The organism is Microbulbifer mixtoriginis (SeqCode), from assembly GCF_052467515.1.
This window is the reverse complement of record NZ_CP174314.1, coordinates 3,455,049-3,473,321: the sequence shown is the minus strand read 5'-3', so window position 1 is coordinate 3,473,321 and position 18,273 is coordinate 3,455,049. Positions and strand designations below refer to the sequence as shown.

At 46.0% G+C, this 18,273-nt stretch carries 13 protein-coding genes; 11 read left to right on the top strand and 2 right to left on the bottom strand.

All coding sequences use genetic code 11. From position 1 onward, the window contains the following. Positions 1-93 precede the first annotated feature (93 nt). The 3 genes from ACJJIT_RS15065 to ACJJIT_RS15055 all read left to right on the top strand — a co-directional run bounded on the left by ACJJIT_RS15065 (position 94) and on the right by ACJJIT_RS15055 (position 3,287). Entirely contained in the window at positions 94-1,557 is a 1,464-nt protein-coding gene (locus ACJJIT_RS15065) for an NAD-dependent succinate-semialdehyde dehydrogenase (RefSeq protein ID WP_444888206.1), read from the top strand. A gap of 53 nt (positions 1,558-1,610) precedes the next feature. Next, positions 1,611-2,300 carry a tRNA (N6-threonylcarbamoyladenosine(37)-N6)-methyltransferase TrmO gene (gene tsaA / locus ACJJIT_RS15060; protein ID WP_444898911.1) on the top strand — a complete coding sequence of 230 codons (690 nt, stop codon included), beginning with the start codon at positions 1,611-1,613 and terminating at the stop codon, positions 2,298-2,300. Positions 2,301-2,465: 165 nt separating this feature from the next. Then, on the top strand, positions 2,466-3,287 hold the full coding sequence (locus tag ACJJIT_RS15055; RefSeq protein ID WP_444888208.1) for an MBL fold metallo-hydrolase: 822 nt from the start codon (positions 2,466-2,468) through the stop codon (positions 3,285-3,287). A gap of 115 nt (positions 3,288-3,402) precedes the next feature. Here the strand turns inward: ACJJIT_RS15055 and ACJJIT_RS15050 are convergent, their stop codons facing one another. After that, complete coding sequence (locus tag ACJJIT_RS15050; protein WP_444898910.1) at positions 3,403-4,197, bottom strand: class I SAM-dependent methyltransferase; 795 nt, start codon at positions 4,195-4,197, stop codon at positions 3,403-3,405. Positions 4,198-4,289: 92 nt separating this feature from the next. On the opposite strand from ACJJIT_RS15050, the gene ACJJIT_RS15045 reads away from it, so the two are divergent. Next, complete coding sequence (locus tag ACJJIT_RS15045; protein WP_444888210.1) at positions 4,290-4,772, top strand: GFA family protein; 483 nt, start codon at positions 4,290-4,292, stop codon at positions 4,770-4,772. A gap of 57 nt (positions 4,773-4,829) precedes the next feature. On the opposite strand, the gene ACJJIT_RS15040 is transcribed toward ACJJIT_RS15045, so the two are convergent. After that, on the bottom strand, positions 4,830-6,458 hold the full coding sequence (locus ACJJIT_RS15040; protein ID WP_444898909.1) for a di-heme oxidoredictase family protein: 1,629 nt from the start codon (positions 6,456-6,458) through the stop codon (positions 4,830-4,832). A gap of 1,090 nt (positions 6,459-7,548) precedes the next feature. Between ACJJIT_RS15040 and ACJJIT_RS15035 the strand changes: the two genes are divergently transcribed. From ACJJIT_RS15035 to ACJJIT_RS15005, 7 genes are all read left to right on the top strand, one after another. Then, positions 7,549-8,706 (top strand): NAD-dependent epimerase/dehydratase family protein, encoded by a 1,158-nt coding sequence (locus tag ACJJIT_RS15035; protein ID WP_444898908.1) that lies wholly within the window; start codon positions 7,549-7,551, stop codon positions 8,704-8,706. Between the two features lie 94 nt (positions 8,707-8,800). Then, entirely contained in the window at positions 8,801-9,829 is a 1,029-nt protein-coding gene (locus ACJJIT_RS15030; RefSeq protein ID WP_444898907.1) for a glycosyltransferase family 4 protein, read from the top strand. A gap of 975 nt (positions 9,830-10,804) precedes the next feature. After that, a complete protein-coding gene (locus tag ACJJIT_RS15025; RefSeq protein ID WP_444898906.1) occupies positions 10,805-12,838 on the top strand; it encodes a protein-disulfide reductase DsbD family protein in 2,034 nt (677 codons plus the stop codon). A gap of 82 nt (positions 12,839-12,920) precedes the next feature. Continuing rightward, positions 12,921-13,424 (top strand): protein disulfide oxidoreductase, encoded by a 504-nt coding sequence (locus ACJJIT_RS15020; protein ID WP_444898905.1) that lies wholly within the window; start codon positions 12,921-12,923, stop codon positions 13,422-13,424. 148 nt (positions 13,425-13,572) lie between these two features. After that, positions 13,573-14,391 (top strand): MBL fold metallo-hydrolase, encoded by an 819-nt coding sequence (locus ACJJIT_RS15015; RefSeq protein WP_444898904.1) that lies wholly within the window; start codon positions 13,573-13,575, stop codon positions 14,389-14,391. A gap of 119 nt (positions 14,392-14,510) precedes the next feature. Next, a complete protein-coding gene (locus ACJJIT_RS15010) occupies positions 14,511-15,221 on the top strand; it encodes an aspartate/glutamate racemase family protein (RefSeq protein ID WP_444898903.1) in 711 nt (236 codons plus the stop codon). Between the two features lie 504 nt (positions 15,222-15,725). Next, a complete protein-coding gene (locus ACJJIT_RS15005; protein ID WP_444898902.1) occupies positions 15,726-18,248 on the top strand; it encodes a TonB-dependent receptor plug domain-containing protein in 2,523 nt (840 codons plus the stop codon). The last annotated feature ends 25 nt before the right edge of the window (positions 18,249-18,273 follow it).

The window sequence follows — 18,273 nt, the reverse complement described above, 5'->3', positions numbered from 1 at the left end:
TCTTGCACTGCGGGGGGCATTTTACGGGTTAATATCCTTAGCGGTAGATCGCGGGTCCGACCGGGATCAGGGACGACACCTAAGGAGATGGCGATGCTGGAGCTGAAAAAACCCGCGCTATTGCGCACCCAGTCCTATATCAACGGCCAATGGGTCGATGCCGATTCCGGCGCTACATTCGACGTTAAAGATCCGGCCACCGGCAAGGTAGTGGCCAGCATAGCTGACCTTGGTGCCGATGAGACCCGTCGCGCTATTGAGGCGGCCAGTGCTGCCTGGCCAGACTGGGCTGCTACTCCGGTTAAGGAGCGGGCCAAGTTACTGCGGCATTGGTACAACTTGGTGATCGATAACACCGAGGACTTAGCCAGAATTCTTACCGCCGAACAGGGGAAGCCCCTCTCTGAGTCACGCACAGAGATAGTCTACGGTGCCAACTATATCGAGTGGTTTGCCGAGGAGGCTAAGCGCATTTATGGCGATGTCATAGCGCCCCCCGCCAACGACCGCCGCATCGTGGTGATCAAGCAACCTGTTGGGGTCACTTGTTCAGTCACGCCATGGAATTTCCCCAATGCCATGATCGCCCGCAAGATGGCGCCGGCCCTGGCGGCCGGTTGTCCATTTATCGCCAAGCCGGCCCATGAGACGCCATTATCCGCCCTGGCGCTGGCGGTACTGGCGGAGGAAGCGGGTATTCCCCCGGGGATCTTCAATATTGTGGTTGGTCAAAATGCGCCGGCCATCGGCACCGAGATGACGAAGAATCCTCTAGTGCGCAAGTTTACCTTTACCGGTTCCACCGCTGTGGGTAAGAAACTGCAGGCCCAGTGTGCTGAAACCATGAAGAAAACCTCCATGGAGCTGGGCGGCAACGCGCCATTTATTGTTTTTGATGATGCGGATCTGGATGAGGCAGTGAAAGGTGCCATTGTCTGTAAGTACCGCAACGCCGGGCAAACTTGTGTCTGCGCCAATCGTATTTTCGTACAGGAAGGGGTTTACGAGGCTTTCGCGGAGAAATTTGCCCAGGCAGTTAACGCGCTAACAATGGGGAATGGCTTTGCAGAGGGAACCGATATTGGCCCTATGATTACCGTCAAAGCGGTCGAAAAGGTGGAGGGGTTGGTAGAAGATGCCCTACAAAAAGGTGCGAAAACTCTGGTTGCTGGCGGACCCGATGCTATGGGAGATCAGTTCTATGCACCCATAATACTGGGAAATGCCACTGAGCAAATGAATCTGTTTAAAGAGGAAATCTTTGGTCCAGTGGCACCACTGTTTAAATTCTCCACGGAAGAAGAGGTGATTCGCATGGCTAATGATACCGAGTTTGGCCTCGCCTCTTATTTCTATTCCCGTGATATTGGACGGGTTTGCCGAGTGTCTGAAGCGCTGGAGTACGGCATGGTGGGTGTGAATGAAGGGATTATCTCCAATGAAATGGCGCCCTTTGGAGGTGTAAAGGAATCTGGTCAGGGACGGGAAGGTTCTAAATACGGTATTGAGGACTACATGGAAATAAAATATTTGTGTATTGCTGGTGTCGATAAATAATTCCCGCAACTGGTTTAAAATATCGGGCTCATTATTGGCTGTCTGGATTTTCCATGGTTGTTGAGCCCATTGCCCGTGTGCACTCCTGTTTTGGTGAAAAATTTGGTGTTCCCCGTCAGCCACTGCTCGCCGATGCCAGCCGGGCCAGTATCGAACTACTAGCGCCACTGAATGTGGCAGATGCGGTAGCGGGGTTGGAGGAAAACAGTCATATCTGGGTTGTTTTCCAGTTTCACCAGGCTGCCGGGCAATGGTCCGCCAAGGTCCGTCCTCCGCGTCTGGGTGGTAATAAAAAGCTCGGTGTACTCGCCACTCGTTCCCCCTTTAGGCCCAATAATATTGGTCTTTCCGTGGTGCGTTTACTGGAAGTGCGCACCTCCCCCAAAGTGGAATTGATTGTCGGTGGAGCCGACCTGGTAGACGGCACACCAGTGTTGGATATCAAACCCTATGTGCCCTATGCCGATGCCCTACACCATGCTGAAAGCGCTTTTGCCGATGCCGCCCCCGCATTGATCACTGTAAATATCCCGGAAGCGATTCTTCACCAATCCAAGGCCTATAAAGATGACTGGGGCACCGATCTGCCGAAGTTAATTGAGCAGGTTCTGGCACAAGATCCCCGGCCGGCTTACCAAAAAAACGATCCACAGCGAATTTATGGCATGGCGCTGTGTGGGTTCAATTTGTGTTGGCGCTACACGGAAAGAGGGATTGAGGTGGTGTCGCTGGAAGCATTGTGAGAACAGTTTGCTACTGGGTTAGGGGATTTATGCCTCACTTGGGCCTTCTTGCTTGTCCCCTTCTAGAGATTAGTAGTGATATGTCACCTACATTCGAGGAAATTGCAATTTCTCCACCTGTGCCACTTGCCTGAAAATACTCCAAAATCTGTAAGAGAGTTCCCCATGTCGGTAAGAGAAACATTTAATTATCAGGGCCTGGAGGCAATCCGAGTTGGTCGCCTGAATATGGGGGTCAACACCACATTTGTCGTTTATAGGCTTAATGGCACAGTAATAGATACTGGCCCTAGTAACCAGTGGAAATATGTTAAGCCGTTTATTGAAAATACACCGCTAAAACAACTATTGCTAACTCACCACCACGAGGATCACAGCGGCAACGCCGGTGCTATCCAAAAGCTCACCGGCGTGCAGGCTTTTGCTCCGGACTTAACTATAGGGATATTAAAAAGGGGCTTTCGTATTCCCCCCATGCAAAAACTATTCTGGGGAACTGCTGGAAAAGCCGAAGTAGCGCCATTGCCAGAAGATATCCGCATTGGCACTGAAGAAGTGCAGCCCCTATTTAGCCCTGGTCATGCCAAAGATATGACCTGTTACCTGTTGCCTGAGCGCGGCTGGTTGTTCAGTGCAGATTTATATATTGCCAATTACTTAAAGTTTCTTCGCATCGATGAAGATATCCCCATCCTGTTAAACAGTATCAAAAGTGTATTGGAGCGCTCCTTCGAAGTCATTCTCTGTCCCCATCGAGGAGTTGTAGAAAATGGCTGGCAGCAGTTAAAGCAGAAGTATGAGTTTCTGTTGAATTTATCTGCAGAGGCACAGCAGCTTGATCAGCAAGGGCTGCCATTAGAGCAAATCAGCGAGCGTTTGCTGGGAAAAGAGGGTTTGGTAAGTATTTTAACTGGCCACAACTTTTGTAAGAGAAACTTAATTGCCTCTTGCTTGAAGGTGGACCTAGATACAATGGCCCGTTCGTGATTTTATTTTGTTGATACTTTTTCAAAAGTTTGCAGAGAATGGTTAAGCTCTAAAAAGTTAGCAGCTAAGGGTGATTTGAGTTCACTAGCTTTAAAATTAATACATGGATTCCGATTCATTTGACGGCTTCAATAATAAATCGCTTGATCCGTACTCCAGCATGTTTGCGCATTTCTGGATGTATTTTTTGGTAGAAGGCGTCCATCACTTGTTGGGCAAATTCTTGTCTTTGCGAGTTCTGCAGATGTCGAAATTGAGGCACCCAAGATAAGAAAAACGCTGTGAGCGTGTCTCGGGTGCCAAAATTTTCCACATGATGGATTTCATCGATCCTGGGCAGGTAAAATCCAGCATCCTCGATATAATTACGCATTTCATTCAGGGAATAATGATTGTAAGGATCGAGAAAGTTCTCAAAATGTGCCTGCCATTGATTATTGTTTTGGAATTCGTACACAGTATCCCAGAAATTCTCATGGTCAACCTGAAAGCCGACCACAATCTTGCCATCCTCTCGTAAGTGTTTGTAAAAGCCATTCCAGACCTTCTTCTGGTCTGCCACCCAGTGCAAGCAACTGAAAGAAAAAATAATGTCGAACTGCTTATCAAACTGAATTTCATCGGCGCTCATTTGCTCGAAGGAGAGATTGGGTACGCCGGAGTGGGCTTTGCGGGCGTGGCGAATCATATCCTCAGTGAGGTCCACACCGACGATTTTGCCACTCTTGAGGTGTTCGGCTAGATAGCGGGTGATTCTGCCATCGCCACAGCCCACATCGAGGATAGTACTGGCGCCTTGATAGTTGCAGCGCTGGATAGCTTCCATAGCGTGCCGCCACTGCATGGAGGAGGCCTTTACATATTCTTGGGCCTGCCACTTATCGTGTCTGACGGGCTTATCTATTGCCATGGCGGCATAAACCTTGATTGTGGGACCGCTAACCAGTCTAGCCTAGATACAGGCATTGGAGGTGTAAGCAAGACAAGTGGGGAGATTTTATATTGAAACTAAATGGTTCCTGTCATTGCCAGTCGGTGCAATTCAATCTTAAATGTGCACAACCATACCCATTTAACCGCTGTTACTGTTCGATTTGCCGCAAGACGGCTGGGGGAGGGGGCTATGCCGTTAACCTGGGAGGGGATTACCAGTCGCTGACGGTAAAGGGGAAGGAGTTTATCTCAGTGTATCAGGCAATATTGCGAGATAAGTCTGGCAGCAATAGTGCCAGCCCGGCGCAACGCCATTTTTGTTCCCGCTGTGGCAGTGCGCTTTGGTTGTGGGACCCCCGCTGGCCCGATCTGGTCCACCCATTTGCCTCTGCGATAGATAGTGAACTTCCCGTACCACCAGAACTTACTCATATGATGCTGGCCTTTGCCAAAACCTGGGTAGAGCCGGATATTCGAGCCGCGGACAAGCATTTCGATGAGTACCCAGATGAGTCACTGGCAGAGTGGCATCAACGCCATAATTTGTACTGAGATGTGAAAGGGGCGAGCCGATAGGCCGCCCCGGTTGGATTGTGGGTTTTTAGAGGCTTACTCTGGAGCCAGGTAAAGTACCAGGTTATCTAGGAAATTCAGCAGGTCGGCTTTGTCAGCATCGCTAAGGGCTACAAACTGCTCTTTACTGGATTGTGCATCCCCTCCGTGAAACAGAATGGCTTCCGTCATGGTGGTGGCGCGGCCATCGTGTAGATAGGGTGGTGTGGAGCCTACTCCCCACAAGTTTTCGGTAAGGAATACCGAGGCACCCACGTTGCCCTCATCGAACTCCTCAGCCATGGCTCGGCCCATATCGTGGCGTTTCAGGTCGCCATAGAGGCGTACAATTGCTCCGCCATTCTCGGACTCCTCGAACTGTCCCAATGTCTGGCCGGAAGGTAGCTCCTGAGGGTTGTCGAGAATATCTGTCAGCAGGTTAAATTGCAGGGAGGTAGTGGGTAACCCGGCAATGTTGCCCGCTGGGTAGGTCTCATCGCGATAGCTGGCGTGTTTCGACGGTTCATAAAATACTGGTGAGCTGACTTCCATCTCGGGAGAGTGGCAGGAGGCGCAGCTGATAGAGGAGAAAATTTCCTCGCCATTTTGAATGCTGGCAATATCTGCCTCACTGAGAGGTAGCCCGTAGGTTTCCCTTTCCTCTTCATTCAGGGTATCAATCACGCTGTTTAATTCGAGCTTGGTGACTGGCCGTGGTTGTGCAGCATTGTAGATTGCCAGTGCGGTGATATCCCCCACGCTCAGTTCGTTGCTGACAGAGTCGAAGTCGCTATCGGCATCACCGACCAGTTCGGTGGCCTGCATACCGAGCTCCTGGTGCGCAGCACCTCGCACAAAAGCACGTACGAAGCCGGTGAGTCCCTTCCACTCAAAGGGGCGCACAACAAGATCTGTATCAATGCCAGCGAGACTGTCGTAGTTGACGTTTTCACAGGAAACGGATATTTCACCAAAATCCACCCCTTTGGCTACCATTTCCACAGTGGCACTGTCACCGGAGGCACAACTGTCGTCGACAGCCTGATCCCTGAGGTTGTGTAATTCGGTGGTCATTTCCTCGGCCACCAACTGTACCGCGCCCATGCCGAACAGGTGCGGGGAGTTACGCTCAATAAAGCCTTTTTGTTTACGCTCTGGGTCCATACGGATCACGTTATCGTTCACACCACCGCCGCCATCGGCAACGGGAACATTGTGACAACTGATACAGGAATCACCGTTGGGGCCTGTAGCTCGATGGGGCAAAATATTGGCCCAGGCCCTTGGGCCTCTGAGATCAGGGCGCGGAAAACTGGTGAAGCGCTTACCGTTGCCGACATTGACACCTACCCCATCGAGCGCGTTGTAGTTCATTTCAAATAGCTCATCACCTTCTTCGAAAGCATGAACATAGGCCTCAATTGGGTCCATTGCTTCCAGTGTGGCCTGGTCTATATGGCCACCGAGGTGTATTTCCACAGCACCAGCTTCCAGAATCTGGACGGTGTTAAAGATTGAACTGAAATCGAAGGGTTGTTGCTTGGGTGGCCGCGGACCTTTTCTTGCGTTCTTAGGTACCCGATGCTTGTCATGTTTAGAACCAAAATCCGCGAGGACTGGAGGTGCAATAAATGTTAGGGCCGATATTGCCAGGGAAATAGGCAATAAGTGTCTTCTGGAAATCATCAGCTATATCTCCCGGTACGAAATAGAATGCGGATGGAGCAGTATATTTATGAAAATGCACGGGTAGAAAATACGGCAATTTATCCAGGGGCTGATCAGTCAGTCTCAGGAAAAATTGCTAAATAGATTCTTGATCAGGATATTTTTATTCCCACAAAGTGCATTTCAATAAAGCTTAAATGCATCCTTGCAAGCCGCTTACGGAAAACCGTTTGCGAAAGTAGGCTCAAAAAAATAGGGAGATTTGCTGATAGTTGGCTTTTTTAGAAAGCTAACTTTCTGCTAGAGCTAATGCCCTAAGTACGACCCCAGATATTTATTTTTTGCCCATAACCCTCTGCGCTGCTGCGCAGACCTTTTGTATTTGTCTTACGTGTCTTAGTTGTCATCTCGGTGTGTGAAGTTCCCATTAATTTAGATAAATTAAAAAGTTGTTTTTCGATGACAGTGGGCCTCTTGGTAATGGTGGTCAGTATTTTAATCTGGCAGGCATAAATTTTTGGTGCAGAAAATAATAAAGCCCGTGTTTTTATGAGTGCAGGTTTTCTTCAAAGTGAGGAATAGGTTTGGTCGCTCTGTTGGCTCTGCCTTGCGTGGATGGACTCAGGTTTTCCTAATCATGATTGGAATGTGGAAGGAATGTGCAAATGTCTGTTGCACATGAAATGGTGGTGATCTATGACGGTGAAGATAATCAAAAATGATTGTAAATCTTGTCTGATCGGTTGGGACATGCTTAGTAATTTGAAGGTTGTTCAAAGTAACGCTGAATTCCTGAATGATCTACTCTGTTCCCACAAAAGCCAAAGAAAGTGAAGATTGGCGCTATTTCCCTTTGATTGGCGCTTGTTTTGTCTTTGACGCCATATATTTCACACTGCAAACAGTGAGATAGTTCTAGCAGAGATGCTTGGCTTTATCCGTGAGTTAAGTTTGAGTGGAAATTACTGATAAAGATAACCAATAAGCGAAAGGATTTTGCTCTTGGATTGGATATGCCGCTAGTGAAGATAATCTAGTTCGTTATCAATAGTTGATTCAGTGTATTCAAATAGAAGTCATTTTTCTGTCACTAATAAATGAGGTTAGGGTGAGAAAAGTACTGGTTCTTGGTGGGGATGGATTCTGCGGGTGGCCAACCGCCCTTCATCTTTCTGATGCAGGCTATGAAGTTATAATTGTCGATGATTTTTCAAGGAGAAAAACCGATATAGAGCTTGAAGTCGAGTCGCTCACGCCTATTCAGCCATTAGGAGAGAGGCTGAGGGTTTGGCGAGAAGTGTCGGGCAAGAATATTCGGCATGTTGTAATCACTATCGGTAAAGAATATCACAGGCTGCTAGAGCTATTGGTTACCGAGAAACCGCACACAATTGTACACTTTGCCGAACAGCGATCAGCGCCTTATTCGATGAAGTCATCAAGCCATAGACGTTTGACGGTTAATAATAATTTGAGTGCGACCAACGATATTCTTGCCGCAATTGTAGAAAGTAAGCTGGATATTCATCTTGTACACCTGGGAACTATGGGTGTTTATGGTTACGGCACTGCCGGCATGAAAATCCCAGAAGGATACCTTAAGGTGCAAGTGGAAGAGGCAGGTAGATTTGTAAGTTCGGAAATTTTATATCCTCCAAATCCTGGTTCTATCTATCATATGACTAAGGCTCAGGATCAGTTATTGTTTGCTTTTTATAATAAAAATGATGGGCTGCGTATTACTGATTTACATCAGGGTATTGTTTGGGGCACACAAACAAACCAAACCCGTAGGGATGAGTATCTTATCAATCGATTTGATTATGATGGAGATTATGGCACTGTATTGAATCGATTTTTAATGCAGGCTGCGATTAATTATCCCCTTACAGTTCATGGTACCGGTGGGCAGAAACGTGCTTTTATCCATATTCAGGATAGTTGCCGTTGTATACAGTTAGCGATAGAAAATCCTCCGGAAAAAGATGATCGGGTCAAAATATTGAACCAGATGACTGAAATACATAGAGTCAGAGATCTGGCGAAGTTGATTGCTGATAAAACAGATGTGGCTATTGCCTATGTGGATAACCCAAGAAAAGAGTCTCCAGAAAATGATTTACTGGCTGTTAATGACCAGTTGCTGGAGATGGGGCTACAGCCGATCACGCTGAGTGATAAGCTTTTATCAGAAGTGGAGCAGGTGGCAAAGAAATATTCCAGTCGCTGTGATCAGAGAAAAATACCCTGCTTGTCAAAATGGTAAGTGTCGGAATCGTCTCAAGCTTTATTTAGTGGTTTCGTATTTTTGTTGGCACTGTTTTGGAACGATTCTTGTCTTTAGATAAAGGTTTTATGGTATGAAAATATTGATTGCTACGGACACCTATCCGAAGCAGCTTAATGGTGTATCGCGGGTTCTAGAGAAAACCATAAAAGAATTGTCTGTTCGAGGGCATGAAGTTAAGCTTTTATCTGTTGATGATTTTAGGTATTTTCCCTGGCCTGGATATCATGAAATTAGAATTGCAGTATTCCCTGGTTCCCGTCTTGCTCGTATTGTTGATGATTTTTCCCCAGATACTATTCATATTATGACAGAGGGGCCAATTGGTATTTCCATGCGGAGATATTGTAAAAAGCGAGGTTTAAGGTATACAACTTCATGGCTTTCAAGATTGTCTGAATATGTTTCCCTAAGATACAAAATACCTGTAAGTTGGTTGCATAGACTACTTGTGGATTTTCACCAGTCTGCAGCTCAAACGATGGTGACAACTACAAGTATGGAGGCAGAAGCAAGAAGTTTAGGTATTAGTAGGGTTGTTCGCTGGCGTCGAGGAGTGGAGCTGGATAAATTCCACCCCGTTGAAACTGAAATTTTTTCAGGGCTGCCCAGGCCAATTATGTTAAATGTTGGTCGTATTGCTGTGGAGAAGTCACTAGATAGGTTTTTGTCTATTAATACTCCTGGAACCAAAGTGGTGGTAGGAGATGGTCCTCAATTAAATGCATTAAAGAAAGAGTTTCCAGAGGTGATTTATCTGGGGATAAAAGAGGGAGAGGCATTAACCGAGTGTTATGCTGGAGCGGATGTTTTTGTATTTCCATCTTTAACAGATACCTTCGGTTTGGTGAATCTTGAGGCGTTAGCTTGTGGCCTGCCAATTGCAGCCTATCCGGTCACCGGGCCAAGAGATATCATTGGCGATGCACCCGTTGGTGCTATGGATGAAGATCTTGGGGTGGCTATTCAAAAAGCTCTTACATTCAAATCAGAGGATTGTATCGCACGAGCGAGAACATTCTGCTGGGATTTGGCTACTGAGGATTTTTTGGAGAATTTGGTTCCTGTTAATGTTGAGCATCCTTTATTGGCTGAATATTGAAAAGATAAATTACATAAATATTGATAGTGTGGATAAAAAGAGTTAAATCCCGCTTGTATCTAATAAGTATGTGTAATGACCCATTTCAGATTAAAGATGAAGGTATGTGTTGGGGGGTCTTTCGATCTCGCGCAAGGGTATTATATATATCAGTGATATCATTAAAACTTTCATAGAAAGTTGAGGTTGAATTTTACAGATTTTCACGCCCAAAGACTCAATTCCTGAGTGCCATTGTTACTTTATAATTACTTTCTCCACTCTTTTTGAGGCCAGAAATAAAAGAAACCTTAAATATTGCGTTGAAAGATAAGTACTCACTAGAATTATTGCTTCTGATTGTTTTTCTTTATAGCCTGTCAGATTAAATTACCTATATTTTTGAGGCACTATTCGCCGTAAAAGTGCAGATACATTAAATCAGAAAATATATTCTGGCGGATTTTGCCGATAAATTTCAGATAATTGCCTTTTTCTTAGAGGTTACTCCCTTTTCCCTAAGGTTGATACTGAATAAGCGAGAGACCAATATGGGAAGTAATAAGCGATGGAAAGGGCATAAGGGACGCCGTTATAATGTTCGACGACTGACAAGTAGTTGATCTGTAAGCGGTCTGCCAGAGCCTCGATATCTATTTCCAATCAATAATTTTCCTACTATGTGCTGATAAGTATCTAAATATCAGGCTAATCGATGGCTATTTTTTGTGCCAAGATGAGCTGTGAGTAAGTTTTAGGTCTCTGACCAGCCTGGAGCCTAAGGAGCGATGGTTATAGGTTATTGAAAAACTTAAAGGGCTGACGAAGATCTCAAACGAGAACCTGCGTCTAATTACAAAAGTTAGTAAGGGGATATTGACGGGGTAATCTGCGTCCAATTTATTGATCTTAAGTGGTTATCTCTCAGTATAGTGTTCATAGATAACCAGTATTGCATTTTTAAATTTCCCAGGCATAAGGCCCAAGGAAAAGAGTGTGTTTAAAATCAAGTTTGTCTTGATAATCATCATTAGTGGATTAGCTTCTTTTTATGGTTCTTTCCTTTATGCACAGGAAGAGACTTCCGGCGATCATGTGCGTATACGTTGGTTGGCCCCTTCTAGCTTTGAAGAAGTACGCACCGAAAAAATTGGTATCTACTTCGAGGTGGACCCTGAGTGGCACGTGTATTGGCGAAATCCGGGAGATTCCGGAGCCGCGCCCCGTTTTAATATACAGGCTTCGGGGGCAAGCATAGGAAATATTGAATGGCCTTTTCCAACTCGTTTGAAGGTGGAACACCTTACAAACCTGGGTTATGAGAGCAGTGTTGCCTATCTTTTTGACCTGAAACCCAAGTCAGGAGCTGAGCAAGTCGCTTTGAAAGCGGATCTTGAATGGCTTGTGTGTAAGATCGAGTGCATTCCAGGACGTGGCACCATAACCTTAACCCGCCCTGTTGGGAAGCAGCCCAAGTGGACAGGAGATGACCTGATAATAAGGGATTACTTTGCAGAGAGAGTGCCTATCTCGAGTGAAAGCAGCCCTTGGATGATAAAATCGCTGGTTCCTCAAGGAAAAGACCGCATACGCCTGTTGATTGAAGCACGTGAGAAAGGTCAGGTACCACAGGTTTTTCCACTGGATGGAAAAGTCATCTCTCCCGCCAAGCCAAGGGTCCGACGAGATGGTTGGTCACTCATCTATCTCTTCCAGCGCCAGCCTGAGGCGACTACTCCCGCGGTAACTAGTTTTGTCATCAGTGATGGAAAACAGGCCTGGAAGTTTGATGATGTCTCCTTCGGTAGCCCTCTACCTACTGAGAAGTGGCGTCCCATTTGGCTGATCATCCTCACGGCATTTATTGGCGGGGTCATATTGAATCTGATGCCCTGTGTTTTCCCTGTTCTTTCAATCAAACTGCTTGGCTTAATAGGGGAGGGCTATAGCGGTGGATCTCGCCCGTTGGAAGGGCTCATTTATGCTGCTGGCGTGGTTAGCACCTTTACGATCCTAGGCTTGCTACTTTTACTACTTCGAGCAGGTGGGGCATCTATAGGGTGGGGCTTTCAACTTCAGTCCCCTGAAGTGGTGTTGAGCCTGATTGTATTATTTTGGGTGATGGCCATGTCTTTTCATGGAGTCTTTGAATTTGGCCAACACTTGGTGAAGGTTGCAGGCCTGAGTAAAGGGGGAACCTTTGGTACAGGTGCCCTTGCAGTGTTTGTTGCTGCACCCTGTACTGGACCATTTATGGGCGTAGCGTTGGGCTCTGCAACAATATTACCTCCACTGGAGGCCATGCTTATCTTTATCTCTATGGGGATTGGTTTAGCAGCTCCATTCTTAATTCTCTGTGTTAGTCCATCACTCCTAAGAAGGCTTCCATCTCCGGGGCCATGGATGGAAAAACTTCGCCAATTTCTGGCTTTTCCACTCTACGCTACAGTAATTTGGCTCCTTTGGATTCTGGGTCGAATGGAAGGAGAGATGGGTTGGCTAATGGGTACCTCTATGGTACTGATAGCAACGATTATCCTCTGGATGATACATAACTCCACAGGTTTAGTTAGGGGAATTTCCTGGGGTCTCTTATTTATCAGTTTACCGTTAGCTTTTAAGGTTATGGAGCGAGCAGATCAGAAAATGATACAAACTTTAGTTTCATGGCAAAAGTATGATCCTGAACTGCTTAAACAGGCGCAACAGGAAAAGCGTTCAGTGTTTGTCGACTATACAGCTGCTTGGTGTGTTACCTGTCAGGTAAATAAAAAGCGAGTGCTTGATAAAGAGGAAACATTAAAACTCTTTCAGGATAATAATGTTTTGTTACTGCGTGCTGATTGGACTCGAGAAGACCCAGAAATTACTGAATCTCTGGCCGCATTAGGGCGCAACTCAATCCCTGTTTATGCTTGGTATCCTGCTGGAGCAAAGAGACCCAAGCTTCTACCTCAGGTATTGCAGGAATTTATGATTGTCGATTTGTTCGAAGATAGTAATAACAACGAAGAGGATGAGGAGCGATAGAGTTGAACCACTCTTAGTTGTACTGGGTGAGATGGATATCCAAAATTGGCTAGAAAAATTTAAAATATAGGAAAAGTTTACGGTGCAAATTCAACGGTACCGGGCGGCGGTAAAAATAGTAGCCTTTTCTATGCTAGCTATACTGGTAATGGCTGCGGTTGGCTATTATCAGCAACGAGACCTTCCCAAAGACACAGCTCCACCACTAGAAGGTAAAACCATAAATGGAAACTTGTTAAACCTTAAAGAGATGACAACTCATGGACCAGTCCTTATTTACTTTTGGGGCTCCTGGTGCCCTTATTGCCGTATAGTATCTCCCAAAATATCTGAGCTGGCGCGAGAATATCAGGTTTTGGGAATTGCCATGCAATCTGGTGATGAGGATGAGGTAGAGAAATATATGCTCCGGCACAATCTGAAGTTTCCTACAATCAATGACCCCGTGGGCAGAATAAGTTCCCGTTGGGGAATCAAAGTAACGCCAACGATGATTATTGTGGGGAATGACGGAAAGATTGCCTGGACTACCAGTGGTGCTACCACCAAGCTTGGCTTGAAATTGCGTATGGAACTCACGGAATAGTCTTTTTAGCAGATTAATGACTCAATAAGTCGATGCTGTCACCAATTTTATCCCTACTTTATTAGATATCTAGACCTTCACACTGAGGTATTACTATCTTAAATCTCTAGTCTTCTCAATTTTTCGGTCTCAGGCATGGGAGGCTTGTGTGTCGGTCATTGATTCATTTGACTACAAAGATCTTGATGCGCAGAGAGTTGGCAGATTTGATTTTGGGATCAATACCACATTTATTGTTTATCGCTTAAAAGATACCATTATTGATACAGGGCCTAGCAATCAATGGAAGTATGTCAAGTGGTTTGTGAAAAACAAACCGTTTCGTCAGCTTCTTCTTACTCACCATCATGAGGATCATAGCGGCAATGCAGGCGCTATCTATAAGTTGACAGGAGTTCAACCTCGTGCGCCTAAAGCCACTATAGAAATTCTTAAACGGGGTTTTCGTATACCGCCAATTCAAAGGCTAATTTGGGGAGCTGCCGGGCTGGCTGAAGCAGCCGAATTGCCAAAAGATCTGCGTATAGCCGGTGAGAAAACAATACCTATCGCCGCACCAGGCCATGCTAAGGATATGACCTGTTACCTGATGGAAGACCGGGGCTGGATTTTTACTGCTGACCTCTATGTGGCCAGTCATCTAAAAATGTTGCGTAAGGATGAGAGTATTCCGGTTTTGATGAAAAGCATGCGCAAAGTACTTCAATATGAATTTGATCTTATCTTATGTCCCCATCGGGGTTTGGTAGAGAATGGTAAGAAAAGGCTTCAAGAAAAGTATGATTACTTGCTTAACCTGTCGAGTTCTGCTCAGGAGCTGGGGCGCCAGGGAGTATCACTTAAAGAAATTACTCGTCGTCTTTTGGGGAGGGAGAATATGATGGCTCTTCTTTCAGGTTATAACTTCAGTAAAAGAAACTTGATTGCTTCTTGTATGTCCATGGATTCATCAAAGTACACCGAGTAGCTACTGGCTATATTTTACATTTTTATTTCTTTTATCTGATTGTTTTTCTATTGGTTGTTTCTACTGCTGGGTTACTTTAAATTTGTTGCTTAATTTTATAAAAGTTAGGTGAGCAAGTAGTGAAGCGTGAAGTTAGAAAAGTTGGCCTAATTGGCGGTATGAGCTGGGAGAGTACACAGCTTTATTACAGGTTAATTAACCAAGGGGTCAATCGATGTCTTGGGGGATTACACTCAGCAGAGATTATTTTATACAGTGTCGATTTTTATAAAGTGGAGAAGCTACAGCGATCCGGTAACTGGGATGAGGCAGGCTACCTTTTAGCACAAGCCGCCAAAGCGTTGGAAGCTGCTGGGGCAGATTGCATTCTAATTTGTACCAACACCATGCATAAAGTAGCGGATCAGGTGACGGCTTCCGTAGGTATTCCTCTCTTACATATTGCCGATGCTGTAGCTGAAGTTTTGCTTAGAGATAAAGTCAATAAGGTAGGGTTACTGGGTACTGCTTTCACCATGGAGCAGGATTTTTATCGTAAATACATACAGGAAAAGTACGGAATAAACCTAATAGTTCCCGCAGCCCCAGATAGGGAAATTGTCCATCGGGTAATTTATGAGGAGCTTTGTAAGGGCAAAGTTGAAGTTGCATCAAAGCAGCAATATCTGCGTATTATCCACTCGTTGTCGGCTCAAGGGGCGGATGGTGTGATTCTTGGCTGTACCGAGATTGGTATGCTGGTTTCACAAGAGGATGTGACTATCCCACTGTTGGATACTACTCAAATTCATGCGAATAAAGCTGTGGAATTTTCCTTGAAGGCTTCCTAGTCAGTTTTTGGGGCCTATAGGAATATATTGGGGTCCAATACCTTTATGTGGATGTTGGTCCCTACTTATTTTACCTTTTTAGGATGGGCTATTTCACTCTGGAGTAAAAATCAGTTACTATTTCGCATATCCTTTGTTTGTATGACAGTTGCCTACCTAGTACTCTGAAAATTACTCCCTATTAATCTCCCTTAGTTCGTTTTGCTGTGAATTCTCACAGTGACATGAATGTCATTATCACCTCAATAGACATGATTTAAATTGTAAATACCTGTTATTTAGGTATTTTAATTTTCCATTTTTGCTGGCATTTTTTACCTGTGTCACGCTTCTTGCAGTGATGAAGAATGATGATGTCCATCATTTGAGGGGCGGGCTATATCAGTACGCTATTCGGCACGTACTGTTCCAATCAGGATAGATTGCTTCGTACCCGGTACCACACTGCCGAAAAATGATCGATTAGCATTGGAAGATAAAACCAATAATTGACAGGGTAATTACATGAAAGAAAATAAGAAGCGTTGGCTAGCGGCCTGTGGCGCGCCATCGCTATTGGCAATGGCGGTTGCCGCTGTGTCCAGCCCCGCAGTTGCCGAGGATGCACTTCTGGAGGAAGTCATCACTATCGGTACCCGTGTTGAGGGGCGTTCGGCTACGGATTCCTCCGCACCTATCGACATCGTTACTGGTGACGAATTTGTTAACCAAGGTGATGGTGACCTCAACAACCTGCTGCGCAATGTTGTGCCTTCCTACAATGTTAATGCCAAGCCGATCTCTGATGCCGCATCGATTGTACGCCCGGCCAACTTGCGTGGACTGCCGCCCGATAGCACCCTGGTTCTAGTAAACGGTAAGCGCCGCCACCGTGCTTCTGTGATTGCTTTCCTTGGTAGTGGCGTATCAGATGGCGCTCAGGGCCCGGACATCTCTGCTATACCAGCCATAGCACTGAAGCAAGTAGAAGTACTGCGCGACGGTGCAGCCGCCCAATACGGTTCTGATGCCATTGCCGGGGTGATTAACTTCCAGCTTAAAGATGCTGCTGAGGGTGGCACCGTTGAGGTGAAGCATGCTACCACTGCCGAGGGTGATGGCGACCAGAGTATGGTTGCCGCCAACTTTGGACTGCCGTTGACCGATTCTGGTTTTGTAAACTTCAGTATGGAGTATCGCGAGCAGGACTCCACAAGCCGCAGTACCCAGCGGGACGATGCTGCGCAGCTGATCGCCGATGGCAATACTCATGTTGCTAACCCAGCGCAAGTTTGGGGTCAGCCCGAAGTTGATGATGACACCAAGTTCTTTATTAACAGTGCCATTGAGCTGAACGATACTGCTGAGCTATATGCCTTTGGTAACTACGCCAGCCGTTCAACCGATGGGGGATTCTATTTCCGTAATCCAGAAAATCGAGATGGGGTTTTTACCTATAAGGATGAGATTGACACAAATGGTGATGGGGTCCCTGACAAGGAGGTTGTTTTACCTCTGATAGGTGACTTAGATCCCAGCAATGGTATTGATAATTGTCAGAATGTCAGTGTCTCTGAAGCCCATGATCTCGATGAATGTTTCTCCTTTACCGAGATGTTCCCTGGCGGGTTTACTCCGCGCTTTGGTGGTGATCTAGAAGATTACTCCATGGTCTTCGGGTTGCGTGGTGAATTGGCCAATGGTATTGGTTACGATGTCAGTGCCAGTAGGGGCCAGAACAAAGTAGATTTCCATATCTACAATACCATTAATGCCACAATGGGCCCAAATACCCCGACCAGCTTTAGCCCTGGTGGTTATGCGCAAACTGAGACTAACTTTAATATTGACCTGACCAAGGCTACTGAAATTTCCGGTAAGGCATTGTATATGGCCGGGGGCTTTGAGTGGCGTGAGGAAGAGTTCGAAGTCAATATGGGGGATGAAGCCTCATGGACTCAAGGTCCATTGACAGAACAAGAATTCCTTATTGGTTCTAATGGTTTTTCTGGGTTCGGACCTGAAGTTATTGGTACTTTCGACCGCGATAATATTGCGCTCTATACCGACTTTGAACTGGAAGCGACTGATAATCTTCGCTTGGGCACAGCCCTACGCTGGGAAGATTTCTCAGACTTCGGCAGTACTTTCAACTATAAGGTTTCCGGACATTGGGCAATTAATGATGTAATCGCCTTGCGCTCTACATACAGTACCGGCTTTCGTGCACCTACACCAGCTCAGTCAAATATAAGTAATGTGACTACGGCCTTTGCAGATGGTCAGCTAGAGAATAAAGGTACTATCCCACCGACAAACCCTGTTGCGGTATTAAAAGGTGGGAAGCAACTACAACCTGAAGAGTCGAAAAACTTTACTATTGGCGCCATTATTGCTGCCGGTGACTGGGATATTACCCTCGATTATTTCCAAATTTCCGTAAGTGATCGTATCACCCAGTCTGCGGATCAGGAACTAAGTGAAGCGGAAAAAGCGCAACTAGTAGCCGATGGTATTAGCGGAGCTGATTCTCTAACATCGATTCGCTTTTATACCAACGACTTCGACACCAAGACCCGTGGAATTGATGTGGTGGCAACCTATCCGCTCGGAGATGCCACTGACTTAAGTTTCGCAGCAAACTGGACTGATACAGAAGTCACCAAGTATCGGGAAGAAACCATCAGTGATATGCGCCTTGGGCAGTTGGAAGATGGTCTACCCAACATTCGTGGTAATGCAACCATTTCTCATGCGGGTGAAGGATGGCGTGGTCTAGTTCGATTGAACTACTATGGCAGCTACTGGGAAGCGCACCTGGATGATTACAGCTTACCCATTGATGCCGGTGATGAGTGGACTGTGGATATAGAGGGTGCCTATGACTTTAGCGATTCGCTGTCGCTGATCGCAGGGGCTGAAAATCTGTTTAATAACTACCCAGATAAGAACCCCTGGTCAGGTGTTGCAGGCGCTGAATACCCCGAGACAGCACCAATGGGCTTTAATGGTGCGCTCTACTATGTACGTGCACAGTATGAGTTTTAAGCCCTCAGTGAATAGCTTTACTTAA